Source organism: Lysinibacillus sp. 1 U-2021 (assembly GCF_029916965.1).
GTDB lineage: Bacteria > Bacillota > Bacilli > Bacillales_A > Planococcaceae > Lysinibacillus > Lysinibacillus capsici.
Genome location: NZ_CP123966.1, coordinates 929,197 through 955,183 on the forward strand (window position 1 = coordinate 929,197; position 25,987 = coordinate 955,183).

The 25,987-nt window shown below is 38.6% G+C and carries 38 protein-coding genes; 37 read left to right on the plus strand and 1 reads right to left on the minus strand.

All coding sequences use genetic code 11. From position 1 onward, the window contains the following. The 12 genes from QH639_RS04860 (at position 1) to QH639_RS04915 (ending at position 4,977) form a co-directional block, all read left to right on the plus strand. A complete protein-coding gene (locus tag QH639_RS04860) occupies positions 1–501 on the plus strand; it encodes a hypothetical protein (protein ID WP_281115714.1) in 501 nt (166 codons plus the stop codon). Next, positions 494–682 carry a hypothetical protein gene (locus QH639_RS04865; protein ID WP_281115715.1) on the plus strand — a complete coding sequence of 63 codons (189 nt, stop codon included), beginning with the start codon at positions 494–496 and terminating at the stop codon, positions 680–682. The genes QH639_RS04860 and QH639_RS04865 overlap by 8 nt, the downstream gene beginning before the upstream one ends. Beyond that, entirely contained in the window at positions 679–918 is a 240-nt protein-coding gene (locus QH639_RS04870; RefSeq protein ID WP_281115716.1) for a hypothetical protein, read from the plus strand. The genes QH639_RS04865 and QH639_RS04870 overlap by 4 nt, the downstream gene beginning before the upstream one ends. Next, the gene (locus QH639_RS04875) at positions 915–1,301 is read left to right on the plus strand and encodes a beta barrel domain-containing protein (RefSeq protein ID WP_281115717.1); all 387 of its coding nucleotides are present in this window, start codon (positions 915–917) and stop codon (positions 1,299–1,301) included. Before QH639_RS04870 ends, QH639_RS04875 begins: the two co-directional genes overlap by 4 nt. Next, positions 1,298–1,804: a single-stranded DNA-binding protein gene (gene ssb, locus QH639_RS04880; RefSeq protein WP_281115718.1), complete on the plus strand. Its 507-nt coding sequence runs from the start codon at positions 1,298–1,300 to the stop codon at positions 1,802–1,804. Before QH639_RS04875 ends, ssb begins: the two co-directional genes overlap by 4 nt. Positions 1,805–1,822: 18 nt before the next feature. Next, entirely contained in the window at positions 1,823–2,002 is a 180-nt protein-coding gene (locus tag QH639_RS04885; protein ID WP_281115719.1) for a hypothetical protein, read from the plus strand. After that, positions 1,999–2,322, plus strand: coding sequence for a nucleoside triphosphate pyrophosphohydrolase family protein (locus QH639_RS04890; RefSeq protein WP_279495694.1), 324 nt, complete (start codon positions 1,999–2,001; stop codon positions 2,320–2,322). The genes QH639_RS04885 and QH639_RS04890 overlap by 4 nt, the downstream gene beginning before the upstream one ends. A 14-nt stretch (positions 2,323–2,336) precedes the next feature. After that, complete coding sequence (locus tag QH639_RS04895) at positions 2,337–2,507, plus strand: hypothetical protein (protein ID WP_279495693.1); 171 nt, start codon at positions 2,337–2,339, stop codon at positions 2,505–2,507. Between the two features lie 76 nt (positions 2,508–2,583). Next, entirely contained in the window at positions 2,584–3,000 is a 417-nt protein-coding gene (locus QH639_RS04900) for a DUF1064 domain-containing protein (protein ID WP_281115720.1), read from the plus strand. 252 nt (positions 3,001–3,252) lie between these two features. After that, positions 3,253–3,477 (plus strand): hypothetical protein, encoded by a 225-nt coding sequence (locus QH639_RS04905; protein WP_281115721.1) that lies wholly within the window; start codon positions 3,253–3,255, stop codon positions 3,475–3,477. Positions 3,478–3,528: 51 nt separating this feature from the next. Beyond that, positions 3,529–4,164: a hypothetical protein gene (locus QH639_RS04910; RefSeq protein WP_281115722.1), complete on the plus strand. Its 636-nt coding sequence runs from the start codon at positions 3,529–3,531 to the stop codon at positions 4,162–4,164. 393 nt (positions 4,165–4,557) lie between these two features. Then, on the plus strand, positions 4,558–4,977 hold the full coding sequence (locus tag QH639_RS04915; RefSeq protein ID WP_227744983.1) for a hypothetical protein: 420 nt from the start codon (positions 4,558–4,560) through the stop codon (positions 4,975–4,977). Positions 4,978–5,015: 38 nt separating this feature from the next. Here the strand turns inward: QH639_RS04915 and QH639_RS04920 are convergent, their stop codons facing one another. Then, on the minus strand, positions 5,016–5,471 hold the full coding sequence (locus tag QH639_RS04920; RefSeq protein WP_131522014.1) for a hypothetical protein: 456 nt from the start codon (positions 5,469–5,471) through the stop codon (positions 5,016–5,018). Between the two features lie 589 nt (positions 5,472–6,060). Here QH639_RS04920 and QH639_RS04925 point away from each other — a divergent pair. The 25 genes from QH639_RS04925 (at position 6,061) to QH639_RS05045 (ending at position 25,986) form a co-directional block, all read left to right on the plus strand. After that, positions 6,061–6,285: a hypothetical protein gene (locus QH639_RS04925; RefSeq protein WP_281115723.1), complete on the plus strand. Its 225-nt coding sequence runs from the start codon at positions 6,061–6,063 to the stop codon at positions 6,283–6,285. A gap of 153 nt (positions 6,286–6,438) precedes the next feature. Further along, positions 6,439–6,768, plus strand: a complete 330-nt coding sequence (locus tag QH639_RS04930; RefSeq protein ID WP_281115724.1) for a YjcQ family protein — start codon at positions 6,439–6,441, stop codon at positions 6,766–6,768. Positions 6,769–6,964: 196 nt separating this feature from the next. Beyond that, a complete protein-coding gene (locus QH639_RS04935; protein WP_281115725.1) occupies positions 6,965–7,120 on the plus strand; it encodes a hypothetical protein in 156 nt (51 codons plus the stop codon). 63 nt (positions 7,121–7,183) lie between these two features. After that, entirely contained in the window at positions 7,184–7,957 is a 774-nt protein-coding gene (locus tag QH639_RS04940) for a hypothetical protein (RefSeq protein ID WP_281115726.1), read from the plus strand. Then, entirely contained in the window at positions 7,954–9,219 is a 1,266-nt protein-coding gene (locus QH639_RS04945; protein ID WP_281115727.1) for a PBSX family phage terminase large subunit, read from the plus strand. Before QH639_RS04940 ends, QH639_RS04945 begins: the two co-directional genes overlap by 4 nt. A 12-nt stretch (positions 9,220–9,231) precedes the next feature. Further along, a complete protein-coding gene (locus QH639_RS04950) occupies positions 9,232–10,791 on the plus strand; it encodes a phage portal protein (RefSeq protein ID WP_281115728.1) in 1,560 nt (519 codons plus the stop codon). Further along, the gene (locus tag QH639_RS04955; protein ID WP_281115729.1) at positions 10,788–11,807 is read left to right on the plus strand and encodes a phage head morphogenesis protein; all 1,020 of its coding nucleotides are present in this window, start codon (positions 10,788–10,790) and stop codon (positions 11,805–11,807) included. Before QH639_RS04950 ends, QH639_RS04955 begins: the two co-directional genes overlap by 4 nt. Before the next feature lie 2 nt (positions 11,808–11,809). Continuing rightward, on the plus strand, positions 11,810–12,220 hold the full coding sequence (locus tag QH639_RS04960) for a hypothetical protein (RefSeq protein WP_281115730.1): 411 nt from the start codon (positions 11,810–11,812) through the stop codon (positions 12,218–12,220). Positions 12,221–12,261: 41 nt separating this feature from the next. Continuing rightward, positions 12,262–12,546 (plus strand): ImmA/IrrE family metallo-endopeptidase, encoded by a 285-nt coding sequence (locus QH639_RS04965; protein ID WP_258860544.1) that lies wholly within the window; start codon positions 12,262–12,264, stop codon positions 12,544–12,546. A 46-nt stretch (positions 12,547–12,592) separates the two neighbouring features. Continuing rightward, positions 12,593–12,823 (plus strand): hypothetical protein, encoded by a 231-nt coding sequence (locus tag QH639_RS04970; RefSeq protein WP_281115731.1) that lies wholly within the window; start codon positions 12,593–12,595, stop codon positions 12,821–12,823. 178 nt (positions 12,824–13,001) lie between these two features. Further along, positions 13,002–13,232, plus strand: coding sequence for an Acb2/Tad1 domain-containing protein (locus QH639_RS04975; RefSeq protein WP_258860542.1), 231 nt, complete (start codon positions 13,002–13,004; stop codon positions 13,230–13,232). A 104-nt stretch (positions 13,233–13,336) separates the two neighbouring features. Then, positions 13,337–14,008: a DUF4355 domain-containing protein gene (locus tag QH639_RS04980; protein ID WP_281115732.1), complete on the plus strand. Its 672-nt coding sequence runs from the start codon at positions 13,337–13,339 to the stop codon at positions 14,006–14,008. 29 nt (positions 14,009–14,037) lie between these two features. Next, on the plus strand, positions 14,038–14,901 hold the full coding sequence (locus QH639_RS04985) for a phage major capsid protein (RefSeq protein WP_281115733.1): 864 nt from the start codon (positions 14,038–14,040) through the stop codon (positions 14,899–14,901). A 12-nt stretch (positions 14,902–14,913) separates the two neighbouring features. Continuing rightward, entirely contained in the window at positions 14,914–15,072 is a 159-nt protein-coding gene (locus tag QH639_RS04990) for a DUF7302 family protein (RefSeq protein WP_281115734.1), read from the plus strand. Positions 15,073–15,080: 8 nt separating this feature from the next. Beyond that, a complete protein-coding gene (locus QH639_RS04995; RefSeq protein ID WP_281115735.1) occupies positions 15,081–15,407 on the plus strand; it encodes a head-tail connector protein in 327 nt (108 codons plus the stop codon). After that, entirely contained in the window at positions 15,394–15,717 is a 324-nt protein-coding gene (locus tag QH639_RS05000; protein ID WP_281115736.1) for a phage head closure protein, read from the plus strand. Before QH639_RS04995 ends, QH639_RS05000 begins: the two co-directional genes overlap by 14 nt. Further along, positions 15,717–16,133 (plus strand): HK97-gp10 family putative phage morphogenesis protein, encoded by a 417-nt coding sequence (locus QH639_RS05005; protein WP_281115737.1) that lies wholly within the window; start codon positions 15,717–15,719, stop codon positions 16,131–16,133. Before QH639_RS05000 ends, QH639_RS05005 begins: the two co-directional genes overlap by 1 nt. Next, a complete protein-coding gene (locus QH639_RS05010) occupies positions 16,130–16,573 on the plus strand; it encodes a DUF3168 domain-containing protein (protein ID WP_281115738.1) in 444 nt (147 codons plus the stop codon). The genes QH639_RS05005 and QH639_RS05010 overlap by 4 nt, the downstream gene beginning before the upstream one ends. A gap of 43 nt (positions 16,574–16,616) precedes the next feature. Then, entirely contained in the window at positions 16,617–17,384 is a 768-nt protein-coding gene (locus tag QH639_RS05015) for a phage major tail protein, TP901-1 family (protein ID WP_281115739.1), read from the plus strand. A gap of 60 nt (positions 17,385–17,444) precedes the next feature. Continuing rightward, entirely contained in the window at positions 17,445–17,894 is a 450-nt protein-coding gene (locus tag QH639_RS05020) for a tail assembly chaperone (RefSeq protein WP_281115740.1), read from the plus strand. A 35-nt stretch (positions 17,895–17,929) separates the two neighbouring features. Then, positions 17,930–18,241 (plus strand): hypothetical protein, encoded by a 312-nt coding sequence (locus QH639_RS05025; protein WP_131522660.1) that lies wholly within the window; start codon positions 17,930–17,932, stop codon positions 18,239–18,241. Between the two features lie 5 nt (positions 18,242–18,246). Continuing rightward, positions 18,247–23,766 (plus strand): hypothetical protein, encoded by a 5,520-nt coding sequence (locus QH639_RS05030; protein ID WP_281115741.1) that lies wholly within the window; start codon positions 18,247–18,249, stop codon positions 23,764–23,766. A 13-nt stretch (positions 23,767–23,779) separates the two neighbouring features. Next, positions 23,780–24,643: a phage tail family protein gene (locus tag QH639_RS05035; RefSeq protein ID WP_281115742.1), complete on the plus strand. Its 864-nt coding sequence runs from the start codon at positions 23,780–23,782 to the stop codon at positions 24,641–24,643. Between the two features lie 11 nt (positions 24,644–24,654). Continuing rightward, entirely contained in the window at positions 24,655–25,680 is a 1,026-nt protein-coding gene (locus tag QH639_RS05040) for a phage tail protein (protein ID WP_281115743.1), read from the plus strand. Beyond that, positions 25,681–25,986, plus strand: coding sequence for a hypothetical protein (locus QH639_RS05045; RefSeq protein ID WP_281115744.1), 306 nt, complete (start codon positions 25,681–25,683; stop codon positions 25,984–25,986). The last annotated feature ends 1 nt before the right edge of the window (position 25,987 follow it).

Genomic DNA, 25,987 nt, shown 5'->3' on the forward strand with positions numbered 1-25,987 from the left:
ATGATAAATCAAGAACAATTGAATGCCATTAAAGAACGTGTAGCGAAGGCGAAATCAGGACCATGGGACATTAATCGAAATTCGGACGATGATGTTTTTGTAACAGATATATGGTTTGACGGAGAAGATGGTGGCCATGTAGAAATCCATGGCGAAACGGTTGCTAGTTCAATCTACAATGCTGAATTTATAGCTCATGCTCGAGAAGATGTGCCAGCGCTTGTTGCTGAGGTTGAATACCTACGTGGGATGCTGAGAGATACAAGGAAAATTGTACGTCAAAAAGTAAATGAAATTAAAACATTGCAGAATGCTTGTAGGAATCACAAGGCAAAGCAAGAAGCACTGGTTACTGGAAATGAACAACTTCGTGAAACACTTTGTTTTTATGGTGATTTAAGTAAATACGTAATTATAGCTCACATGAATAAAGAAACTGATTTAGCAGTTGATTTGGGCGAAAAGGCACGTCAAGCACTAGGTGGTAAAGCTCATGAATGAACAATTCCTAATCGACCAAATCATTTTGTACCTTGGGCAACATCAACGCTTCGGAGGCAAACAAAACGAAACTATGGCATATAACCGTTTGGAGCAATTGAGAGTCATGGTAGGGCTGAAAGATGCTGATGAGGCTACGGATTATCTTATTTCAAGAATGGAAGGAGCTATGGCTGCATGAGGCGACGTAACGGCATTCCAATAGATATTCCAAGCGCTCGTAAGACAGTACCGAAGGTTAAGGTGCAAAAGTCTGCAGAGTACAACAAATACAAGAAGTTTGCAACGATGTTCAAGAAAGAAAATGAGCAGCGAATATGGGCTACAGTACCAGTTGCACATCCAGATTTTAAATCGCTGAAAAAAGAAGGGTTTCAAATAATTGAGGTGTGTGATAAGAGGGAGGTTTCGGCATGAAAACGTCTAAAAAGCCAAAGTTAGAAGTAGGTCAACGTGTATGGCTAGAACTCCGCAGTTACCGTATGTGGCGAGGTGGAGGCTACGATAGAAGAATTTTTGAGGTTGAAGTCGTTAGAGCAAACAAAACAAGTGCCTACTTGGTTGATGTAGAGGTTTTAGGTGCTAAAAAAGTCTATGAGCGTAAAGTATCTCAGAACACATTAACGGGTGATGGTGGCATCTTTGGTACTTCCTATCATGTTTGGTTTAGTGAAAAGGCTTTTGATGCATCTGTTCAACGAGAAAGTGATACAGCTAACGCACGTAAAGAAGCTCACGAAATAGTAAATAAGATGTCACTAGAACGATTACAAAAGTTTATCCAGGAGGAGACAGCATGATTAACCGAGTCGTATTAGTTGGCCGACTTACTAAAGATATTGACCTTTCCTATACACCTCAAGGCATTGCAAAGGCTCAATTTACTTTAGCAGTTAACAGGTCTTTCGCTAACCAAAGTGGTGAAAGAGAAGCAGATTTTATCCAGATTCAAGCTTGGCGCAAGCAGGCAGAGAATGCAGCCAACTATCTCAAGAAAGGGTCCATGGTTGGGATTGATGGAAAGATACAAACAGGTTCGTATGAGAGAGACGGGCAAAGAATCTATTTTACGAACGTTGTAGCAGACAGCATCCAATTCTTAGAGCCGAGAAACAGCACAGGAGGCCCGCAGGGAATGACAGACTATCAATCTAGTACAAATACAGCTGGACAGTATCAAGGCAGTTCACAGGGGCAATATGGCGGTCAAAACAACCAGCCAAGTTATACAAGGGTCGATGAAGATCCTTTTGCTAATAGTAAGGAGCCGATTGAGGTTAATTCGGACGATTTACCTTTCTAAAGTAAGGAGTGACTACTGATGATAACAAAACGACCTACGAAGAAAATCATTGGAGCTAAGACGCGAGAAAAGCTCGAAAAACAAATCAAAGCAGAAGCAAGGAACCATTGGTATCAAATCAGTGAAATTAAATTCTTTGAATATGAGGCAAGGCCATATCAAGTTTTAATAAAATTCGGAAAAGGGGCAGCTAAATGAACTTAAATGAGTATCAATTGTTAGCAACGAGAACAGCAGCTAAACATGATAATGAACTAGTTAATTATGGTCTAGGTATCGCAGGTGAGGCTGGAGAGGTTGCAGATTTAATTAAAAAAGCTATGTTCCATGGTCATGTTATTGATCATGTGGAGGTTAAGAAAGAATTAGGTGATGTTATGTGGTATCTAGCAAATATCGCTAGATTGGCAGGTTTGTCATTAGATGAAATTGCAGAAGCCAATATCGAGAAATTAAAAAAGCGCTATCCAGATGGATTTAGTACTGAGGCAAGCATTAATCGAGCAGAAAATGAGTGAAGGTTGGTGAAGTAATGGGTGAAATAGAAGTAGAAATTTATGGCTGCAATAAATGTGAAAGCTTAACCATGGTAGAGTGCAACAAAGAATTAAGATGCTGCGCAGTATGTGGTGAAGTGTGGGATTCCGAAAATCTTTATGTAGGTGGTTCAGGAACAGTAACAAATATAGTAGAGAACGGTTAATTCATACACGCTGCTGGTAGAACGGCATTAGGTTGTTTTATCAGCAGACTTCTAAGAGTGCTAACAGGAGGTAAACATGAGCAAAGCGAAATACGGCAATAAAAAAGTTGTACGTGATGGAATTACATTTGATTCAGCGATGGAAGCTAAATATTATGATCACTTGAAGCACCTACAAGCACAAGGTATAGTGACCTCCTTTGAATTACAGCCAAGGTTTGTATTGTTGCCGAAGTTCGAAAAGAATGGCAAGAAATATCGTGAGATTGGTTATACAGCCGACTTTACTGTTCATTATGCAAATGGGCATTCAGAGGTGGTTGACATCAAGGGAATGGTTACACAGCAATTTGAATTAAGGAAGAAGCTATTCGACTACCGTTTTCCACACGAATTAAAGCTTCTGACGTATTCAAAGATTGATGGTGGTTGGATAACTCATGATGAGCTTAAAAAGGCTAGGAAAGCACGTAAAGTGGCTAAAGTTGGGTGATGGAAATGAACACAGTACGTAAGGAAGTTAAACAACGCAGAGCCAAGCTAGTCAATCAGCAGGACCACATAGCTTTTCTAAAGTGTAAAGGGTGCCCGAAAAAGAGAGCCTATGATCCTACTAAGAAATGCAGAGGATGCAAGGTTTACAGGGAGCTACGTAGCATAGGGAAAGAGCTGGAGCAGATTAGTAATTTGCGTAGGTGGAAGAAGTGAATATTTGAAAGAGAATATGAAATAGGGTGAATCTAATATGGTACGATACCTTGTTTATCAAAGTTATATGACACCCCCAAAAATAAGAGGCGAATTACCAGATATCATATCCGAATATATCGCTAATGATTCTGACATTAGATGGCATTATGCATTTACAAAAAATATAGAATCTGCTTATTTCTTTAATGATTTTGAGATTGATTTAGCTAAAGAAATTGCAGAGCTTTGCAACATGAAATTAAAGCATTTAGAGGTGTAATAAAGAGATATATACGAAAGATTATGTTGACAAAATTAAGGAGGAGAAATTATGTTCAAACTTTATAATGCAAAATTTAATACAAGTCATGTAACAGCAGAAGGTATTGGTAAAACTTATGATTTCGGTAAACCAAGCGAAGAAATATTGGAGCTTCAAGCAAAAACGCAACGTGACATAGACGGTGTAGAAGTTAGTGTATCAGAATGGGATTACTCACCAGGTAATTTTTCACTTATGGGTTGGAAAAATAAAGATGATGCCAAAATGAAAGAACTTATCTGGGCAATAGAACAATCAGGTGGCTTTTATTGTGATGACCGTACACGATTCGATAAAGACTGGTCAAAGGGGGAATACGATCCAGGTGGTGCGCTTCACTTTCCGAAAGAGTTATTTACAAACATTGAATTAGTAAAGGAAGTTATAGACTTCAAAGTATTTGCTGTAGGTATTGATCGTATGGAATACATTGCAGCTCAAACCAAACAGGAGGCTTTAGAAGACCATTTAACACGAGCGGACTATGAAGAAGACGAATTAAAAGATGTTTTAGTGAGTGAAGTTCCTTTGAATTCTGTATGGGACATTGAACAGGAATCTGGCGGCTATAAAGAGATGACTATCGAGGAATATTTGCAAGACTTCAATTACGAAAAACCCACAGTAATTGGCGCTGATAATTAGTATTTTTAATCCTGAAAATTAAGATTTATTGCACAATTTGAGGAAATAACGAAAAAAGTTTGGCGGGGATTTACCTACCAAACTTTAAGGATTAGTTAATTCGGGATTTTTTAAAATAAAATTTAGCTAGAATACCGATAACTAAAATTATCCAAATTAGCTTGTATGGTAAAACAAGTACATCCCATATAACTGAAATAATCTTAGCCATAATTTCTAATATTCCAATAATAAAATCGAACATAATTTATCTACTTCCTTTTTAACCAAATTATAGCATATTAGTAGTTTTAGAAAAGAAAAAGCCGCAGCGTCATCACACGCTACAGCTCGAATTGGTTTATGCCCTTTGACGGTGCTTACAACATTATTATAACACGGGAGGGCAACCCAATGTTAAAAGAGAAAACACAACTAAATCGCTACCAGCTAGACAAGGCAATTAAGAAGTACCATGACAACATGTGTAAGTACATGAGAATGAAGGACGAGCTTGATTCATTAACTGCTGCTGCATCTACAGCACAATATGGTATTGAGGCAACAATGCCGAAAGCCGCTGGAAGCACAAGTGATCCAGTACATGCACATGTACAAATTAGAGCAGCGCGCGAAGTACGAATTAACAAGATTAAAGACGAACTACTTATGGTTCAAAATTTAACAAGCAAGGTAGCTGGCGACATAGAGCAAGAAGTGCTTTATTGGTTACTAGAAGGCATGCCTTTCCGTTGGATAGGTGCAAAACTTAATATGAGCCATACAAGCGTACAGCGAGTGCGAGAACGTGTTATTGATATGATGATGAAGTGACCTTCGGGTTGCTTCACTTTTTTATAAATTAAGTCTGGTCACCACTTAACGATTTCTGATTTAAATAAAATATTATAATCTTGATCAATTAATAAGACACTATCAACTTTATATGATTTATCAAGTGTTTTCATATTAAAATAACTTAATAACCCTTGTGCATATTGTTTTGCTTGAGCGTTATGTTCACTACTTTTAGATTGGACTACAAAGTACTTGCCATGTTTATTAATCATTGTTGATGAGGCAGAAATCGAATCGTACCACGTTGTTTTGAAAACACTACCATAGTTTTCATACATGAATTGGTCTGTTTCTTTTTTTATTATTGTTTCTAAGTCTGTTTGTGTACCATCGCTTCTAAATTCAGAGAACGGGTCATCTTGTTGAATCACTTGCCCTGAAGATTGTAAGTTTAAATTTTTATCGTTAACAAAAAATAACGCTAATAATACTACCCCGATCAATATAAAAATGTGATTAGATTTTTTCATACTTAGATCTCTCCTGTTTTATCCTTTATAATATTAAATTTAGCAGATATTTCTAATTTTTAATAGGGGTTATAGTGATTTGTGCATAAAGTGTAATGTTCCAGATGTTACAAATGTGCCAAGTGTTACAAATGTTCCAAACGTATCATTTTAAGCAATATAGAGTGTAAAATGGAGGGGAGGTCGGACAGGTAAATCTTTCTTCACCTGGTATTTATAAAATCCTAAATATTAGGGAAAGACAGACCGACGACCGACCTGCGCTTCGCAAATTAGTTCGGAGCATGACATACATGGCCGGCCCATATTTTTTAAGAGATTAGGTATCTTAATAATATAAAAGGCTAATAAAACTGAAGGAGTGGTTACTATGTGAACTTCGTCCACTTTCCATAGAATTCAGTCAAACTTACTACAGGTTCAAAGTGCACGGAAATGCACTATAAAATTAGAACACAATTCGTTACAAAATGACGTGGTGTCGCTCTACCACGAGTCGCAAGTGAGCTCTCAACAAATTTACCACAATATCAAAGCTTTCATCTTAGGATGGAGGCTTTTTATTATTCATTTGAAGGGATGAGGAAGAATGAAATTAAACAATATGCAAGAATTAGAACAGTATGCCAATGCACGATTAGCTAATGATCAACCAATTGAATTGTTTATTGATATGCCAGGGTTTGACGAACCAGAATTAATTACGAATCCACCAGCAAATATCGAAAATAAATTAGCTTACTACAAAGCAACATACGACGAGAACTTAGAGCACAAGCATGCTAAAGGTATTCGTATCGTTGGTACAGTCTAGCCCTTTACAGGGCTTTTTCTTTTGCTTTGAAAACTGCATCAAACAGCCAAAACGCTTTGTGTTGAGAGGGCAGAGTTTGGTGTGGTTTTGAGAGCAAAAAGTTATTACATATATTTCATCTGCTAGGTTATGATTGGGCTGGGAGGTGAAAGAATGAAAAACGATACTTACGATATTATTTTAGCAATCTTAAAATATTTAGAAGAGTCAATGGATGAACCAAGGATTGATTTTTCTAAAGTAAACCATGAGGCATTAGGTATTTCTGAACCACGCTATGGACGTGTAATTGAAATCATGATCAATGAAGATATGATTACAGGATTAACAGAAGTGAAAATGATGGGACAAACATATCCGAGTTATAAAGCAATTAGTCCTAATATTACTATGTATGGTTTAGAATACATTCAAGAAAATAAACCATCTGCAAAAGTTTATGCGATTTTAAAAGAAATTAAAGAATGGATACCTGGTATGTAATATTTGGTACTAGTCACGTATATAAACGACGTGGCTTTTTATTTTGCCTTGAAAAGTGAGTATCAAGCAGTTTCCTCCCCTTTGACTGCTAGGGCAACGGTACTTACTTTTGAGAGTGAAATTTAATTTTATTGTTCAGGATAAAAAGCCCTTCCCTATAATGGAAACGACAAACATTATGAGGAGGAACCAAGTTATGAAAATGCTACAAGTTGAAGTGATTTACAACGGAAGGTTTAAAAAGTATACATTGTCTGAACATAACCTTTCAGTGTTGTTGCTTAATGCAAAAGGGAAATCCACTGTGAAATTCTATAGTGGTAATAAAGTGCAAATAGATGTTCATAACTAGCAGATGGAAAGGGGATGCAATCAATTTGCATCTCTTTTTTATTGGAGGTGGTGTTTATGAGATATGGCTAATTGGGATGAAATAAAACATGAGTGGGAAACCACAAAAATTACACTAGCTGATCTTGCAGAGAAGCATGAGATAAAACTTGGTACATTAAAAAGCCGAAAGAGCCGTGATAAATGGTCGAGGGATGCAACTGAAAAGGATGCAACCAAAACTAAGAAGGTTGCAACTATTTCTAGTAAGGATGCAACCGAATCTGATACCGAAGAAATCCTACAGGATGAACCGCCTAAGAAGGATGGACGAGTGAAGAAGCGAAGTGGCAACCCTAATCCACAGAATCAATTCACCAAACGGAACAGGGCTGCTATGATTCACGGTTTACGAAGTAAGTTCTTATTTGATGAACAAGTCGAGATTATGGAGGCATTGCAGGACTTCGATGTTGTTGACCAGCTATGGTTACAAATCGAGTTGAGCTTTGCTGCTATCATTCGTGCCCAAAAGATTATGTGGGTTGAAGATTCATTTGACCATCTGAAAGAAACAAGTGGCTATTCATCTGGTGAAGGTGGAAGTGGTGAGACTTTTAAAGTCATCTATGCTCATGAACGCTATGAGTCTTATATTAAGGCGCAGACTAGGGCATTTGCTGAACATCGTAACTTGGTTAAGCAATTTATGGACCTTACAACAGAGGATGATGAGCGTAGGCTAAAACTTGAACAAATGCAGTTGAATATTGATAAGACAAAGGCAGAAATCGATAAACTTGATAATAAAGATGACGGACCTATCGAGATTGTCATCAAACGAAAGGGTGAGGATTGATGGAGAAAGAAATTAATCCTCGATTTGACGATTTCCTTTTCGACTGGAGTTGCAAAACTCAACTTTTAGTTGGTGGGTATGGTTCTTCAAAATCCTATCATGTAGCCCTTAAAATACTTTTAAAATTACTTGAAGAAAAACGTACAGCTCTTGTCGTTCGTGAAGTTTACGATACACACAGAGATAGTACGTTTTCTTTGTTTACTGAAATCATAGAGGATCTAGGGTTATCAGGCAAGATAAAGACGAGTTCATCACCTATGACTGTGAAGTTCCCGAATGGTTCAAAGATAATCTTTCGAGGAATGGATAAGCCTGAAAAACTAAAATCAATCAATAACATTTCTCTCATTTGGTTGGAGGAATGTAGTGAAATTAAATATGCAGGCTTTAAGGAATTGCTTGGCCGTTTACGACACCCAACACTTGATCTTTTCATTATTCTCTCTACCAATCCAGTATCAAAAGGGAATTGGGTGTATAAGCATTTCTTTAAGAATGAGTTGGAAGACTATTTTGTCTTAGATGATGAGGAACTTTACAAGCTAAGAACCATCATAGTGAACAACACATATTATCACCACTCAACAGCAGATGATAATTTGTTTTTGCCAGCAAGCTATATCGAACAACTTGATGAGATGGAGTTATATGATCCTGATCTTTATAGAATTGCGCGTAAAGGGCGTTTCGGAGTCAATGGAGTATTAGTGCTGCCACAGTTTGAGACAAAGCCTCATGACGAAGTAATGGCTGAAATAGCCAATATTAGAAAACCAATACGAAAGAACGGCATGGACTTTGGATTTGTTGATTCCTACAATGCTTTATTACGCATGGTTGTAGATCATGAGAATAAGTGGCTATACATCTACTGGGAGTATTACAAACGAGGCATGACCGATGATAAAACTGCCGATGAACTTGAGGAAGAAGGGTTAAAGAAATCAATTATTAAAGCTGATAATGCGGAGCCAAAAACAATTGCTTACTACAAGCAGCGAGGCTTCCGTATGTTTGCTTGTAAGAAGCTAACGCGTATTGAGAACACAAAGAAGATGAAACGTTTCAAGCGTATCATTTGTTCAGATGCTTGTGTAAATACAATTCGTGAATTGAAAGAACTAACCTTCAAGAAAGATCCTAAAACAGATGAAATTATTGAAGATGAATTTAATATTGATCCACATACATTTTCGGCAATGTGGTATGGGCTGGATGATTACGATGTTGCCAGCGTGAAAGGGGTCAATTCAAAATAAGGGGGTGGTACAGTGAACGAATACATTGCTTATATCGATGCGAAAGGTGTTACACCTTTATTACTTGATAAGCTCGTTTCAGAAACTAAAACTGAACGAAACAAGCGATTACTCAACTACAATCGGTACAAAGCTGAACTATCCGCAGTACCGATTTTAACACGTAAACCAACCGATTACGCCCAAGGGAATGATCATGTGGTCCGTGTTGACGACAAAGTAAACAACACACTCAATAACCCTTTAGACGCTGAAATAGTAGATACAAAGGTTGGCTACATGTTTGGTAATCCAATCTCATACGTAGTAGACAAGCAAGCTCAAGGCCTTGATAAATTATCTGAGGCGATTGAGCTTTTTAATTTGCGTAATTCTGTCGATGATTTGGACAGTGAATCTGGCAAAAAAACAGCTATTTGTGGCTATTCAGCAAGACTGCTTTATATTGATACCGATGGAAATGAACGAGTTACAACAATTGATCCATGGGAAACTATCATCCTTTCTGAAACAGCAGATGTAAGTGAACCAAAATACGCACTGCGATACTTCAAAAGTGCTGAACTAGATGCTGAGGGAGAAAAAGTAGAGATTGAGCAGCTGGTGTTTTATGATGCAACAACTGAACGACTCTACACTCGCTCTGATACTGATTCACCATTTGTTTTGAAAGACGAAAGGAAGCACTTATTTGATTATTGCCCTTTATTCGGTGTTCCCAATAATGAGGAGCTGCAGGGTGATGCAGACAAGGTGTATAACCTCATCGATGCTTATGATCGAACATTATCTGATGCATCAAACGAGATTGAACAGTTCCGATTGGCCTACCTAGTACTTAAAGGTATGGGGATGGATGAAGAAGATGCGAAGAATGTTGCTCGAACAGGTATCTTTGAATTGATGGGTGAGAATGACGACATTAAATATCTAACCAAAGATGTTAACGACCAAATGATTGAGAACCATTTGGATCGCTTAGAAGAGAACATCATGCGCCTAGCTAAGAGTGTAAATTTCAGCGATGAATCGTTTGCAGGTAATGCTAGTGGCGTAGCAATGAAATATAAACTTATGGCGCTTGAGAATAAATGCAAAACGATGGAGCGAAAGTTTACGACGGCTTTACGTTACCAATTTAAAGTGCTATGTACTGCATGGGCCAAGAAGGGTATTTGCTCTAAGGACGATTACTTGAAAGTTTGGTATGAGTACAAGCGAAACATTCCAATTGATTTACTGTCCGAGGCTCAGGCTTCACAAGCGTTAAAAGGGTTAGTGTCAGAGCGTACTCGCCTTTCTAAGTTGTCAATTGTTGATGATGTGGAGTATGAACTTGAAGAAATGCAGAAGGATGCTCAATTGTTTGGCAATGAGCTTGAACCTTTAGATGATTTCAAAGACCAAGAAATGGACGACATCTTCCCAAAGAAAAAAGAGGAGAAGAATACATCATTAAGTAGCAAAAAGATGTGCGAAGAATGTGGAGGTACTGGTGAAGTAACAAGCACTAAAACAGGGAAGCAAATTGTATGTAAGAAATGCGGTGGATCAGGAGAGGTTAGCCGATGAATCAACAGGAAATCAATCGTATCTTAGATGATTTAGAAACTAAAGCTGAAAGGGACATTGAGGTTGTGTTTGCACGACGTTTAAAGTCTATTCTTGCCCAAATGTTAGACATGCATCGGAAGTTTGGTAGAAACGGTGAAGCTACTTGGACTGATGTCAATAAGTACAATCGCTTTAACCAAGAGATGAAATTAATTGCTCAACAACTAAATGCTGATTATAAAGAGATTATCAAGCTCATACAAGCTTCACAGGAGCGACTTTACATCGAGAGGTACTTATTGATGGCATATTTGCTACAGCAGTCAACAGGTGAGGAAATGGGCTTTAAAATACCATCTGCTGAGGTGATTCAAGCAGCGTTAACTAATCCAGTTGAATTTTTGACGTTGCCTAAGATATTTGAGGCTCACAGAAATGATATTATCAGACGGTTAAACATCGAGATAGCTCAGAGCCTACAAGCAGGTGAAAGTTACACCGATATGGCTATCAGGATTGAAAACGCCATGGGGTGGACACGTAAGAAAGCTATCCTAGTTGCTCGTACAGAAGGTGGTCGTGTGAGGTCTCAGGTTGATCTAGCCATTGAGGAACAGGCGAGTAAAACAGCGCGGCTAACCAAGGTATGGATGTCATCACTTGATACGAGGGTTCGTAAATCTCATAGAAAGCTAGACGGCCAGAAAGCTGATAAAGATGGCTACTATCACTATGGCAAGTGGAAATCGAAAGCTCCGCGGCTTTGGGGCATTGCTTCAATGGATATCCAGTGTCGCTGCCATACGATTTTCATGGTCAACGGCAAACTACCTGAGTACAGGCGAGGCAGAGACTACATGGATGATACGTACCAAAAGAAATTGGCTGCTAGAATCGATGCTTATATGGAGGACATGGGGTTAACGTATAGACAGGCATTTAACAAAGCATACAAACAGGTGAAGCCACCAAGTGTTGTAGTGCCATTTATGAGTTATGAAGAGTGGAAGAAAAAATTTAGTGGAGAGGTGTAGATGTGGAATATTCACGATCAAGTAAATTTGGTGAAGTAGAAGTATTTGAAACATTTAAAGGCGACGTTAAGGAAATTGTAGAGTTGTATAAAGCACTTACTTCACATAAAGCACTTACAGTTAAACCTGAAGTTCATGTATCTGAATCAACGAATGAATCAGGTACTACAAATGATGCTGAGAAAAAGCTTGCCGAATTTACTCAATGGAAAACTGAAATTGCTAAACTAGCTAAACGTAATATTGATATTGGTTTACTAAAGGAATTAAACGGTCTTGGTCCTAAGGGTTTAAACGAGATTTCGGCTCTTAATTCTTTAACAGATGAAGAATTTGATAAGTATTGTGAATTGTATAGAGAAAAAGAGAAGTTATATTTTGAACAGAATTATAAAACTTTATTTAGTCACTGAATAGGTGTTTTTTTATTCTTTTCTAAAAAGGGAGAGATTGAATGACTATTCCACTACAAGTAAATGTTGCTGGTATTGATTATACAGTGCAATACCAAGAGGGCTTGCTTAAGACACACAGTCTTATGGGGCAAGTAATCTATGCTGAATCTAGAATTGATATTGATTCCTCGATGAGTGAGAGCAAGAAAGAACAAGTATTTGTCCACGAGTTAGTTCACGCTATGTTGAATGAAGCTGGGTATGAGGAACAAGACGAGGAAATGGTGAACAGATTATCCATCGTTTTATATCAAGTATTGAAACAAAATGATTTGAAATTTTAGTCGTCACAGGACGGCTTTTTATTTTGCCTAAAAGGTGGTGAATAACATGCTAATTTTCGTTGGCTTTTTAATTTTAATCTGCGTTGGGAGTTTTCTAGTGCTCATGACCAAAGGAATTATTCTAGCTGGGCAAGGTCGTTCAATACCATCTGTAGTCTTTAACCAAGAAATGTTTACAGAACCTGAACCAGTTATTGCAGATATGCCTAAACGAGCTGTAGCAGATTCTCACTGGTTCGTTAAAACATTTATGCGACCAAGACGAAAGAAGGTGTGAGCGTGAGCGAAGTTTTAGAAATCATCTATCACCATCCAGGATGGACTACTTTGTGGCTGCTAATCATTGCATGGGCTGTTGCTGTAATAGCAGAAAGGTAAAGGTGATCCAAATGAGAAACATCGTATCTAGCTGCTAGAGCTTATCTAGTAAATAACTTTGAAAGAAGGTAACTGAAATGGAAAAGAAAATTGGGGATTATGTTAATCCGATAATTGAAAACAGCTATTCTTATCACTCGCCTAAAGGTGACCAAACAGCGCGTTACGAAGCGCTGCGGAGCAAGGCAAAAGAGTTGGCGCACATGATTGACGAACTATGTCCTAATAGTCGTGAAAAATCATTAGCACAAACAAACCTTGAACAAACAGTTATGTGGGCGAATAAATCGATTGCTTGTAATGAATAACATTTTGTCTTTTCTCTCGTAGACGCTATAAAGAACGAGAACAAATACACTTTTGAACAGTTTAGGGATTCTTATGAATAACTAAATTGGGCAAGGAGGAAATTATGAATCAAAATCCATTTAATCTTAAAACGTTAATACCTTTAGATATTCAAATGCTTGCGGGAGAAGGAGATCCTAATCCAGAACCAACGCCTGAACCTACACCGGAGCCAGCATCAGGAGGAAACGGTCAAGGGGCTGCGTTGACGCTCGAATCGGTTCAATCATTTCTAAATGACAATGATGAGGGTAAGAAATGGCTACAGTCATTTGCTGATACTCGAGTAACTGATGCTATTAAGACTTATGAAACTAAAACTCTTCCAAAGAAATTAGAAGATGAGATTTCCAAGCGTTATCCACCTGAATCAGAAGAAGCAAAACAGTTACGCGATTTAAAAGCACAATTTGAGCAATCTCAAAAAGAAGCAGCGCGTGAAAAGCTATTTAATCAAGCGTTATCTACTGCTACTGAAAAGAGCTTGCCAGCCAAATTAGTAGAGTTCTTTGTAGGTGAGGATGCAGAAAAGACAACTGCTAATTTAGGCATCTTAGAAGCTGAATTTAATGCGGCTGTACAAGCAGAAGTTGATAAACGCTTCAAAGATGGAGGAACGCCACCACCACCAAAAGGCGGTAAACTAACAGCATTGACAAAAGAGGCAGTACTGAAAATGACTACTGAAGAAATCAATGCTAACTGGGATGAAATCGTTAAAAACAAATTACTATAACCGATTATCGGTAAGGAGGAAACATTATTATGGCAACAACAAACTTTATTCCAACAATCTGGTCAGCTCGACTATTACACAACTTACAAAAGACTTTAGTTTTCGGCCAAGAAGGTGTAATTAATCGTGATTATGAAGGTGAAATCAAGGCTTATGGTGATACTGTAAAAATTAACGGCATTGGTGCAGTGTCAGTAGGCAACTACGCACGTAACACGGATATGACTGATCCAGAAGAGCTTTCTGATAACACTCGTAATTTAGTGATTGATCAGTCTAAATTCTTCAATTTCCAAATTGATGACTTAGATAAAATCCAACAAAATCCGAAGCTAATGGATGCTGCAATGCGAGAGGCAGCTTATGCATTATCAAATGTAGCAGATCAATTTATTGCTTCACATTATGTACATGCTACGAATGTAATTGGTACAGATGCAGCACCTATTGATGTGACAAAGGAAAATGCTTATGAATACCTAGTAGACCTTTCGACTAAACTCGATGAATCAAACATTCCAACAGAAGGGCGTTTTGCTGTTCTGCCACCTTGGTTTGAGGGTCTCTTACTGAAAGATGATCGCTTTGTAGGTTCTGGCGCACTCCCGGCTGATGATCGTTTAATTAATGGTGTGGTTGGTCGTGCTGCAGGCTTTTTATTAATGAAATCTAACAATGCTCCTACTATTGCAGCAGATTCTGGAGTGATCGCAAACTCTAAAATCATTGCAGGTCATAACATGGCTTGGACGTATGCGGAACAAGCAGCACAAGTAGAAGGTTACCGCATGGAGAAACGTTTTGCTGATGCAGTGAAAGGGCTTCACCTGTACGGTGCCAAAGTGACAAGACCAGAAGCTTTAGCAGTGTTATCAGCAAAACGTCCGCAATAAGGAGGGTTCTACGTGTTTGTTAAAAACTTAAAAACAGATATCACATGGGCGGTCACTGAGGAGCATGGTGCCCGTCTTTTACGTACTGATGAATTTGAAGAGGTAGAAGCACCAAAGCCAAGACGTGCTCCTGCGAAGAAATCAGAAACAGATGATGAAACAGAAAAGTAGGTGGTCTTATGTGGGAACCAACACAAGAAGAATTAGATCAGCTAAAGCAATTGAATAATGTTACAGGAGCTAAGCATGATGGATTTTATCGTGCAATGGCTCCTATTTTATTTGAAGTAGCGAAAGACCATTGTAATGGTAAGTGGGAACCGTCCGAAATGCCACTTGCCGTTAAGCTATTCATCGCTAAAGCGATTCAGTTTAATATGCAAACAACAGGTCTAGCAGGGCGCACGATGGGGACTGTCTCGTATAGTTATGATACTGAGTTTCCGAAAGCTATCTGGACGTATCTAAGGCCATACAAGAGGGTGAAATTCCATGCATTACGATGAATTTCCTCATGAAGTTGAAATAGTTCAGAAGAAAAAGGTATCGGATGGTGGTGGAGGTTTTGAAACTAAATGGTTTCCTGTTGCTACCTTGGAAGCTTTTGTCGATACACCAACCAGTAAAGAGCAGTATTATGCTCAACAACTTGGTAATCCGTTACAAAGATATATGTATTACCCTTACAGAACCGATTTAACTTCTAGCATGCGACTTCGCTATGAAGGTGAGATATACGAATTTGCAGGTCGAGCCGAAGACCAAGGTGGTCAACACGAAATCATGCGTGTGGCATTAAAGTTGGTGACTGAATAATGGCTAGGATTACTTATTCAGGTCGTCAATTAATGAGAGCTGCACGTAGATTTGAAGAAGGGCTACTGGATAAGATATCAGATATTGTTTATGAGACAGCACGGCTTATACAAACACAGGCCAAGGCTCTAGCTCCTGTTGATGATGGTAGTTTGCGAGACTCAATTGAGATGAAGATGCTTGGTAAATATAACGCTGTTGTTACAGTGGGCGTTCATTATGCCATATACGTCGAGTACGGTACTGGTATCTATGCTCAAAATGGAAATGGCCGCAGAACACCTTGGACTTATTACAGTTTAAAGCTTGGCCGTTATGTAACAACAGAAGGGATGAAAGCTCAACAATTCTGGGGCCCAGCAGTTGATGCAGGACAAGAATATTTTAAAACAGAAATGAGGCGATTGGGCTTATGAGTAATTACTATGCCTTGCCTTTCTTTGAACTTCAAAAAGCTATTTTTCAAAAGTTAACTGCATGTGAAGCACTAACGGCCATCACTAGAAAAGATGAAGATGATCTTGGTGTTTATGATGCAGTAGACGAGAATACACCTTATCCATACGTGGCAATCTCAGAGCCTTATACGAGCCCATTTGATACCAAAACAAGCAATATCGAAACCATAACTTTTACAATCCACACATGGTGGAAGAATAACGATGATTACAGCGGTAAGCGTAAGACGTATGAAATGCTATCAGCTTGCCAGCAGGCTCTAATGTCTCGAAATTACTCCATACCAGGCGCAAGAGTATTAAGTGTCATAAGACGTGAATCTCGCGTTATAGACGATAATAGCCCCGATGTAAAGCATGGCATTTTATCAATTCAATATAAAGTACAAAACATCTGACAGTCCTAAATGGGCTGTTTTTATTTTAGGAGGGAAAACACTTATGCAAAACGGTAAAGACACGGTTTTAATGGTCCAACTTGCTACCGCAGCATTAGGTTCTGATGGTTACTTATTAGGTAACTTAACTGAAAACTCACATTCAAAAGAGAGCGAGTTAGTAGACGAACAAACAAAGTTTGGCCGCATTCTAGCGTATGGTCAACGTTCAGAAAGCTTTGAAGCAACAATGTTTGGTGACAAAAATGATCCTGGTCAGCAAGCAATTTTAGATGCTATCGATAACGAGGTACAGCTAAAAGTATGGGAAGTGGATTTAACCTTGAATGCTAATGGCAAACATGACGCAGTTTTTGCCTACACATTAGTAGAGTCTGTTGAAAAATCCAGCCCAGGTGATGGATTCCAAGAATTATCGACAACTTTGCAAGTTATCGGAAAATCACAAAAAGGCGAGTTAGAACCACTACCACCAGAAGTCATTGAATTTGCTCGATACGGATTCGAGGAACCAGGTGAGAAGACTGGTGAATTCGGTGCTGAGCAAGCTGATGAAGTAGCTGTTGAAGGTGTTACTGTAACTCCAGCAACAACATCCTTTGCAGTAGGAGCTACAAAGCAATTAAGTGTGGTTGTCACTCCTGACAACGCGTCTAATCAAAATGTGACGTTTACATCAAGTGATATAGGGATTGCGAAGATATCGCCTACAGGTCTTATCACAGGATTAGCAGCAGGGACGGCAACAGTAACAGTTAGAACAGTGAGTGGTGAAAAATCAGCAGAAGTTGCAGTTACAGTTACTGCATAACGAAGGGCGCTTATGCGCTCTTTTTCATTTTTAATAATAAAAATTAGGAGGCTATAACAAATGGCTACATTAACGATTGCAGGTACACAACAAGAGGCGAAATTCGGTTTCGCATTTAAAAATCTGGCGGATAAAAACTACAACCAAAAAGATGACAAAGGAAACGAGGTAGGCGGTTTTAACGGCATTTATACGGGCTTGCTACAGTATGACATTGATGCATTAAAAGCATTTTGGGATTGTGGTCTGGCCCATTTAAAGAAACGTCCTTCAATCACGGATATCGAAGAGGCTCTTGAAGCACGTATCGAAGAAGATGGCGATACGGATCAATTATTTAAAGAAGCATTCCGTGAAATTGACGCTTCGGGTTTTTTCAAAAAAAGTGTGACGACGTTTTGGAAGAACTTAGAGCTATTCAAAGGGATGGCCCGAACAGAAGCAGAGAAGAAAGAGAACGCTCAGGGTGTTCAGATGCTATTGGACGCAAAAACCGAGTTGCTGGCTTAGAATGGCTCGAAGTCCTAACAGACGTTGCTCAGCACATGAATTTGTATGATGTCGACTTAATCATGTCTTGGACACCTAACGAGTACAAAGCTTTTAAAAAAGGTGCTTTACTGCAGGTCGTTGACAACTATGACAACATGGCTCGCATGGCTGTATTTAATCGCATAGCTGCTAACAAGAAAAAGCTACGAATTGAGAAGGATTTATTCGATGCAAAATCAGCACGTGATCGCATCACTGGTGGAGATAAAGCATGGAAAGAATCAAAGAAAATCGATACAACACGTCATGCTAAAGCTCAAGAAGCTATGAAGAAGTGGGCTGAAAACTTAAGTAAGAAAGGGTGAGATAGATGAACGGTAATTTTTCAGCGCGGATTGGTGCACGTATTACAGAGTTTATGGCTCGAATGCGCCAAGTGCAAAATACGATTCGTACAACGGCCAATGATGTTAGGGTCGATATTGGGGCAGACGTTAGCGAATTTAACAGACGTATGGCTGAAATCCGAGCGCGTATTGCAGCATTAGTACGAGAAAAAGTGGTCATCAAAATTGAGGCTCGGATTGAAGATTTCCAAAGAAAGATTCAACGCATTGCTTCTAATTTACGAGCCTTTGGTGATTTAGCACAACATACGATATCAGGTTCATTAATCGCTGTCTTACCAGCAATTGTGCCTATTATTGCAAATGTTGGGGTTGCAATTGCTAACTTGGGTGTCATGTTAGGAGTAACAGCAGGTTCAGCATTTGCACTAGTAGGCGCGTTTACAGCGGCAGGTGCAGCAGCAGGAGCATTTGCAGCTGTAGCAATACCAACAATCAAGAAGTTGTTTGATGAAAATGCACAGTTAAATTCAGTGCAAAAGAGTGCTAAAGCCTCTTTTGACAACATGAAAAAAACATATCAATCGCTAGTTACTGAGACAGAAAAACCTGTCTTACAAGCTTTTACAAGTGCAATGCAATTTACTGATGCATTACTTACTAAATTAAGACCACTGTTTTTGTCTAGTGTTCAAGCAGTGGCAAACTTAATGGACCAACTTAATAAAGCGATAGCTACGCCACCAATTCAAAAGTTTTTGGATTACCTTAATACGAGTGGGGCTACAATGCTCGAAACGTTTAGTCGCTCCTTTGGAAACTTATTTAAAGGTTTACTATCCATGTTAACTGCTTTTGCTCCATTAAGTGCGAGTACTGCAAAAGGGTTTGAAGCGATGACAGCACGTTTTGCTGAATGGGCAAATGGCTTAAGTGATAGCGCAAAATTCCAATCATTCATGGATTATGTTGCGACGAATATGCCGAAGGTTCGAGCGATATTCCGTGATGCAACAGCAGGGGTTATTTATTTCTTTAGTGCGTTTGCCGGATCATCTTCAGACATGATGGACGGTCTAGTATCGATGATGGCTAGATTTAAAGAGTGGTCTGCTACTCTAAGTCAAAACCAAGGCTTCCAACAGTTCCTTGATTATGTACATCAAACTGCTCCAAGTGTGATGACATTGATCGGCAATTTGACGAAGTTCCTTGTGAATTTAGGTATAGGTATGGCTCCTCTTGGTGCAACCATTATCAACCTAGCAAATAAGTTTTTAGAGTTTGCTAATAGTTTGATGGAAGGTAATCGTACGATTGGTGTCCTGATAGCAGGATTTATCTCATTCGGCGGTATTTTACTTGCATTAGTACCTAACATCATTGCATTTGGGACATTATTTAAAGGTTTGATTCCAGCTATAACAAAAGTTGGATCGTCATTTATTGCATTTTTACCAAGGCTGAATACTTTGGGTACTACAATTGCAAATCTTGCAACTAAAGTAATTCCAGCATTAGGTCCAGCACTTGGAATCATAACAAGTAATGTAGGCATTGTAATTGGTGTGGTCACTGGTTTAATAGCAATTTTTGTAGGTTTATACAATACAAACGAAACATTCCGTAGTCAGGTGCAAACTGTTTGGTCAGCGATCAAAACGGCCATTTCTACAGCTGTCACAGCAGTAGGAAGCTTAATTTCATCGGTCTGGTCACAAATCACCTCATTCTGGAATGAGAACCAAGAAAGCATTAAATCTACTGCATCCACTGTTTGGAAAGCTATAGGTACTGTTGTAACTACAGTCATGTCTGCAATCGGCGCAATTATGCAGTTCATTTGGCCAGTCGTAAAAGCGATTATTGTTTCTACATGGGAAGCAATAAAGAACGTCATTAACGGAGTAACTAAGGTAATCCTAGGAATCATTCAAACCTTCTCATCATTATTCCAAGGTGACTGGAAAGGCGTATGGGATGGGGTTAAACAAATACTTAATGGTGCACTACAAGCTGTATGGGGTGCTGTTAATCTCTATTTCGTAGGTAAATTACTAGGACCATTAAAGGCATTTGGTTCAACAGCTAAGACGTTTTTGCAAGGTGTATGGACAGCAATTAAAGGTATCTTTACAAATACTTTAAATACATTAAAAAGTTTGGTTACTTCTGTTTTCAATAGCATGAAGTCAACAATAACGTCAGTTTGGAACAGTATCAAAAGCTTCTTCACAACGGTGTTAAATGGCATTAAATCTGTTTTCACGAATATTTGGAGAAGCATCGCGACATTCTTAGATAATTTATTTACGAGTATTTCGGGTCTTGTACGTTCTGTTTGGAACGGTATTAAAAACGTTATTTCAAGCATTCTAAATGCCATTGCTAATGTTGTGAAAAACATTTGGACAGGAATTAAAACAGCGACAACATCTATCCTTAATGGCATTAAATCTGTCATAGATAAGATTTGGAATGGATTTAAAACAACTGTTACGACAGCGATGGATAACGTGAAAACGGCTGTTGTGAATGGCTGGAACAAAGCCAAATCTTTCTTAGAAAGCATTAATCTAGAATCAATAGGGCGCTATATTATTCAAGGCCTTGTAAATGGTATAAGCAGTATGATGGGTAGTGTTAAGTCGAAAATATCCGAAATAGCTAATGCTATACCAGAAAAATTTAAGAAATTGCTTGGAATTCACTCGCCCGCGCGCGAGATGATTGGGCCAGGGGCTGATGTTGTAAACGGCATTTTGGTTGGCGTAGAAGGTCGTTCGCCAGCTCTTGAAAAAGCCGTGGTTGAAATGGTCAATGTCATACTAAAAACTGTTGACAATTCAAATGCCCAAGTCGAAAAGTTATCCAAGGAAAATGCTACTAAACTTGCGAAGATCGAAACAGACAAAGCGTACAGCATACAGCAAATCCATCTGAAAGCACAGGCTGCTAAGCGTAAGTTAACTGCAGCTGATCTAGCGCATATCAAAAAGCTAGAGGCAGATGCAGCAGCCAAATCTATTGCTGCTCAAGAAAAATACGCTGAAAAGATTAAAGCCATTCAGGAAAAAGCCGACACAGCTCGATTAGACTCAGTGAAAAGCTTTATCGAAGGTAAACGAGAGTTAGAGTTAATTAGCAACGCGCAAGAAGCTAGATTGTGGGAAGAAGCTCTTAAGACGTTTACTGATGGCACTACTGCTAAAATCAAAGCGCAAATCCAGTATAAAAATGCATTGAAAGCTGTGAGCGAAGAACTTGCTACTATTAACGAAAAATACGCTACCAAAATAGCTGACGTTAATAAAAACCTAAAAGATGAAGAAGAAAAGCTAACAAAGGTTTATGAAGATGCAGTTAAGGATCGCGAGAAATCTTTACGTAATCTTGGCGGAATCTTTGAAGCATTTGAAATAAAAGTAGACAAGTCTGGTCAAGATTTGCTTAACAACTTAAAGTCACAAGTAGATGGGTTTAAAACTTGGCAGGCTGAAGTAGAAAAGCTATCCGAAAAGGCTATTGACAAGGGGTTACTTGAAGAATTACGTCAAATGGGTCCTGCAGCACTTGGTGAGTTAAAAGCTCTTAATTCATTAAGCGAAACAGAACTAAAACGATACAGTGATATGTATCAAGAAATGGGCGAGCTTGCTCGTACACAAGCTGAGAAAGAGTTCAAAGGCTTAAAAGATAGTACACAACAAATCATTGCTTCCATGAAAGAAAATGCAGAAATTGAGCTTGATAATCTTCACAAGGAATGGACTGCAGCTGTTAAAGGGATTACTGAAGCTACTAACGACGGTTTTTCTTCATTACCTGAGATTGGTAGACAGGCTGGACAAGGCCTACTGAATGGACTTTCTAGTATGCAAGGGCCTTTAGAGTCTAAAGCACGCGAAATAGCTACATCCATTGCTACGACGATGCAGTCGGCTTTAGACATCCACTCACCCTCGCGCCTCACAAGGGATCTGATAGGGGTCAATGTCGTAAAAGGGGTTATTGTTGGTATAGAGAGTATGAAGTCTTTAGCGCTTAAAACAGCACTCAACATGTCCCAGTGGTTTGTGCCGAAGGTTCCAACTAATCAACTGAACGCAACGCTTGATACGATTGGTAGTTTACACGATAAGCTAGTTGAATTAAGTGCCCATTCCGCTGATGAACGCATTAAGATTGAAGAAGATTACAATAAGCAAATGGCTGCATTGAATAAAGAGTGGGAAGAAGCTAGGGTGCAGTTTATTGATGCTTTAAATATCTCTGGTGGTAGTCACACTTTTGAAGTTGGTGATGCGTATGAAAAATTTACGAAAGCAAAAGACCAAATTGATGAAGTCACTAAGGCTTACGAAGATCAATTAGCTATCATTGAGGAAAATCTGAAAGAGCGTTTTGCAGTAGAAAAAGCTTATGTGGAACAGCGTAAGAAACTTAATACGATGTCTCTCGCAGATGAACTAGAAGCATATCAAACTTTCATAGAAGCTTATACAGCTGGGTCAGAAGAACGTATCTACTATGAAGAAAAAATCATGGAAGCGAAAAAAGCTATTCACACGGAACTTGTAAATCTTAACAACGATTATCTTAAAAAGATACAAGATACTAATCAGAAGCTAATTGACGGTGAAAAAGCATTAAATGATGAATATAACAAGGCTTATTCTAGCCGAGTACAAGCTATTTATAGTTCATTTGGTATTTTTGATGAATTTAACGCTAAAAATGAGAAATCTGGCAAAGATTTATTAAACAATTTACAATCGCAAGTAAATGCCTTAACTAATTGGCGTTCAACTCTAGAATCTCTGTACGGTCGAATAGATGACCAATCTCTGATTGAGCAGTTAGAGGCACTCGGGCCAAATGCACTTGGTGAACTTCAAGCCTTAAATAGTTTATCTGATGAAGAGTTGCAAAAATATGTAGATTTATATAATCAAAAATTCGATTTAGCAAGACAACAAGCAGAATTTGAATTGATTGGTATGCGTAAAGATACAGATCAACAAATAGAGGCTTTACGTGAAGAGACAGCAAAACAACTTGAGACATATGCAACAGAGTGGGAATTAGCTGTAGCTGGCATTAGAGAAGGTACAAAAGATGAATTTAATGCTATGGTTGCTGATATGCCTGAAATCGGCAGTAATGTCATTGTGGGTATGCAGCAGGGATTAGCTAATATGGCACCTGCTTTACTTGCACAAGCAAAATCAATAGCTGATAGTATTAAGTCCACAATCCAATCAGCTTTATCTATCAATGACTCTGATAAATTGTTAGATATTTTACAACCTGCTGTGGATGTAAGTGACATCATAAACGATGTTAATGATGCAGTAAATGCTATTCAAACGGAAATTGAACATAAGGTGAAGGTTGAAGTAGAGGTAAACGGTACAGGTGTTCAAGGTGTAAATAGTGGAGGAGTGCATCAAGAAGTACATTTACATTCACCAACTGCTCTGAGCCCATCTGAAAACGCACGACAATTGAAAAAAGTAGCACAACAAATGGCTTATAGTTAAAGGGGGTCGTTCAGTGGAGATAGTCACATACACAAATCGTTTTGGAGAGTCCGTCACATTTGGCGGTCCTCCTTTTTATTTGCAAGAAATAACAGGGTTAGGGGATGTATCAGCTAATCTGCAAACTCAAAAAGTGCCTTATGAGGATGGTAGTGTATTAATAGACGTACTTTTAGAAGAACGTCCTATAGAAATTTCATTTTTAATCGTCAATGCATTTGATGAAGGTGGATATGAAACCGTATCAAGGCGAAGAACAGAAGTTGCACGTATTGTTAACCCTAAGCTTGGCCCTGGCACATTACGTTATGAAAATGACTATCTAGTACGAGAGATTTTAGTTGTTGCATCTAGTGTGCCGTTATTTCCAGACGGTGATGGGAGAGCTAAAACATTACAAAAAAGTATGATTAATTTTGTCGCACCTGATCCATATTGGCGCAGTTTGAAAATTGATGAAGAGCCAGCCTTTCAACCGTTATTTCAGTTTCCCTTTTCTGGCCCGTTTCAAATGGGCATGCAGAGAGATCGACGTATCATTAACAATGATGGGGATGTTGCGGCACCGTTGTACATTGAGTTTTTCGGACCAGCAGATAACCCTAAAATCGAAAACGTAACAACAGGTGAATTCATTAAAGTAAATCAAACGCTCGCCGAAGGTGAAAAGATGGTGATCGATACAACACCAGGCACGAAGTCTGTTGAGTTTGTCGATGAGGGTGGATCTCGCAGAGATGTTATCAATTGGCTTGATTTAGATAGTGTGTTTTTCAAATTACAGTTAGGAGAAAATGACATCAATTATACAGCTGATAACGATGTGCAGGGGGCAATCGTAAACATTAGCTACCATAAACGCTACAACGCAGTATAGGAGGGATGAAAGTGGCTGAAATATTTAAGTTTTTTAATAGTGCACCAGGAGATGAGCGCTGGCACTATGCTAGTGATTTTGCAGATTACTTTGGTGATGTGCTTTCTAGTGGACTACTACACAAAAATAACATACCAGGTATGCAAGTAACAGTAGTTTCAAATAGTTTAAAAACAAAAGTTGATATGGGGCAAGCGATTATTAAAGGGTACAGCTATCAAAACACAACACCAGTTGAACTAACACACGATATTACTGAGATTGGGCTGAATCGTATTGATCGTATTGTTTTACGTTTAGATTTATATAATGCCAATCGTTATATTAAGGTGTTTGTTAAAAAAGGGAAAGAAGCAGTAAATCCAGTAGCTCCCTCGTTACAACGAGATCAATACATCCATGAATTATCATTAGCACAAGTACGGGTAAATTCAAACAGCACTGTGATAAACCCAACATCACTTGTTGATGAACGAATGAAAGAGGATTTATGTGGAGTGGTACACTCTTTAATTAGTGTGCCTACTAGTGTATTCCAACAACAATGGGATTATTGGTTTAACGTACAGAGTGGTGTCTATACTGCTGAACTATTAGAGTGGATTGCAGAACAAAAGGTAATATTCAATAATTGGAAAGCAAATGAACAAAATGACTTTTCTACCTGGAGTCAAGTTCAAAAAACTGATTTTACAACATGGCGTAATCAACAGACAGATGCATTTAATTCTTGGAGAACGCAAGAACAAGAGTTGTTTGATACGTGGTTTTTAACTTTACAAGATTTATTGGATGAAAATATTGCTGCTACATTGACTGCAAAAGTTGCAACTTTAGAGCAAAATTTCAATACTCACGAAAGCACGATGGCTTCAACTTCTAAGGCTGGTCATGTACAACTAAACAATACAGTAACGAGTGCAAGCACAACACAAGCAGCTACGGCCAATGTGGTTAAAATGGCTTACGATAAAGCCGTTAGTGCAGAAAACAAAACGAAAGATTTAGAAATAATGTACTGGATGGGAGTGAATTAAATGCCTACAGTAGCAAAACGTTTATACAAAGGTACGGCAGGGACAACATCAACAACTGCTTATACAGTACCAGCAGGCACAACTACGATTGTTAAAAATATTGTCTTAACCAACAAAACAACATCTAGTGCAACTATTACTGTAATAATGGCAGGTACAGAGATAGTTTACCAATATGATGTAACTGCTAAGAATACAGTCACAATTGATATATCAACAGTGATGAATGCGACAGAAACGATTACACTCATAGCTGGTATGGCAAGTGCAGTCAATGTTTATATATCTGGGGTGGAGGTGAATTAAC

Bases quoted from the DNA above. Each gene is read 5' to 3' on its own strand.
- QH639_RS04860 (WP_281115714.1), top strand. From the start codon at position 1: ATGATAAATCAAGAACAATTGAATGCCATTAAAGAACGTGTAGCGAAG.
- QH639_RS04865 (WP_281115715.1), top strand. From the start codon at position 494: ATGAATGAACAATTCCTAATCGACCAAATCATTTTGTACCTTGGGCAA.
- QH639_RS04870 (WP_281115716.1), top strand. From the start codon at position 679: ATGAGGCGACGTAACGGCATTCCAATAGATATTCCAAGCGCTCGTAAG.
- QH639_RS04875 (WP_281115717.1), top strand. From the start codon at position 915: ATGAAAACGTCTAAAAAGCCAAAGTTAGAAGTAGGTCAACGTGTATGG.
- ssb (WP_281115718.1), top strand. From the start codon at position 1,298: ATGATTAACCGAGTCGTATTAGTTGGCCGACTTACTAAAGATATTGAC.
- QH639_RS04885 (WP_281115719.1), top strand. From the start codon at position 1,823: ATGATAACAAAACGACCTACGAAGAAAATCATTGGAGCTAAGACGCGA.
- QH639_RS04890 (WP_279495694.1), top strand. From the start codon at position 1,999: ATGAACTTAAATGAGTATCAATTGTTAGCAACGAGAACAGCAGCTAAA.
- QH639_RS04895 (WP_279495693.1), top strand. From the start codon at position 2,337: ATGGGTGAAATAGAAGTAGAAATTTATGGCTGCAATAAATGTGAAAGC.
- QH639_RS04900 (WP_281115720.1), top strand. From the start codon at position 2,584: ATGAGCAAAGCGAAATACGGCAATAAAAAAGTTGTACGTGATGGAATT.
- QH639_RS04905 (WP_281115721.1), top strand. From the start codon at position 3,253: ATGGTACGATACCTTGTTTATCAAAGTTATATGACACCCCCAAAAATA.
- QH639_RS04910 (WP_281115722.1), top strand. From the start codon at position 3,529: ATGTTCAAACTTTATAATGCAAAATTTAATACAAGTCATGTAACAGCA.
- QH639_RS04915 (WP_227744983.1), top strand. From the start codon at position 4,558: ATGTTAAAAGAGAAAACACAACTAAATCGCTACCAGCTAGACAAGGCA.
- QH639_RS04920 (WP_131522014.1), bottom strand. From the start codon at position 5,471: ATGAAAAAATCTAATCACATTTTTATATTGATCGGGGTAGTATTATTA.
- QH639_RS04925 (WP_281115723.1), top strand. From the start codon at position 6,061: ATGAAATTAAACAATATGCAAGAATTAGAACAGTATGCCAATGCACGA.
- QH639_RS04930 (WP_281115724.1), top strand. From the start codon at position 6,439: ATGAAAAACGATACTTACGATATTATTTTAGCAATCTTAAAATATTTA.
- QH639_RS04935 (WP_281115725.1), top strand. From the start codon at position 6,965: ATGAAAATGCTACAAGTTGAAGTGATTTACAACGGAAGGTTTAAAAAG.
- QH639_RS04940 (WP_281115726.1), top strand. From the start codon at position 7,184: ATGGCTAATTGGGATGAAATAAAACATGAGTGGGAAACCACAAAAATT.
- QH639_RS04955 (WP_281115729.1), top strand. From the start codon at position 10,788: ATGAATCAACAGGAAATCAATCGTATCTTAGATGATTTAGAAACTAAA.
- QH639_RS04965 (WP_258860544.1), top strand. From the start codon at position 12,262: ATGACTATTCCACTACAAGTAAATGTTGCTGGTATTGATTATACAGTG.
- QH639_RS04970 (WP_281115731.1), top strand. From the start codon at position 12,593: ATGCTAATTTTCGTTGGCTTTTTAATTTTAATCTGCGTTGGGAGTTTT.
- QH639_RS04975 (WP_258860542.1), top strand. From the start codon at position 13,002: ATGGAAAAGAAAATTGGGGATTATGTTAATCCGATAATTGAAAACAGC.
- QH639_RS04980 (WP_281115732.1), top strand. From the start codon at position 13,337: ATGAATCAAAATCCATTTAATCTTAAAACGTTAATACCTTTAGATATT.
- QH639_RS04985 (WP_281115733.1), top strand. From the start codon at position 14,038: ATGGCAACAACAAACTTTATTCCAACAATCTGGTCAGCTCGACTATTA.
- QH639_RS04995 (WP_281115735.1), top strand. From the start codon at position 15,081: ATGTGGGAACCAACACAAGAAGAATTAGATCAGCTAAAGCAATTGAAT.
- QH639_RS05000 (WP_281115736.1), top strand. From the start codon at position 15,394: ATGCATTACGATGAATTTCCTCATGAAGTTGAAATAGTTCAGAAGAAA.
- QH639_RS05005 (WP_281115737.1), top strand. From the start codon at position 15,717: ATGGCTAGGATTACTTATTCAGGTCGTCAATTAATGAGAGCTGCACGT.
- QH639_RS05010 (WP_281115738.1), top strand. From the start codon at position 16,130: ATGAGTAATTACTATGCCTTGCCTTTCTTTGAACTTCAAAAAGCTATT.
- QH639_RS05015 (WP_281115739.1), top strand. From the start codon at position 16,617: ATGCAAAACGGTAAAGACACGGTTTTAATGGTCCAACTTGCTACCGCA.
- QH639_RS05020 (WP_281115740.1), top strand. From the start codon at position 17,445: ATGGCTACATTAACGATTGCAGGTACACAACAAGAGGCGAAATTCGGT.
- QH639_RS05025 (WP_131522660.1), top strand. From the start codon at position 17,930: ATGAATTTGTATGATGTCGACTTAATCATGTCTTGGACACCTAACGAG.
- QH639_RS05030 (WP_281115741.1), top strand. From the start codon at position 18,247: ATGAACGGTAATTTTTCAGCGCGGATTGGTGCACGTATTACAGAGTTT.
- QH639_RS05045 (WP_281115744.1), top strand. From the start codon at position 25,681: ATGCCTACAGTAGCAAAACGTTTATACAAAGGTACGGCAGGGACAACA.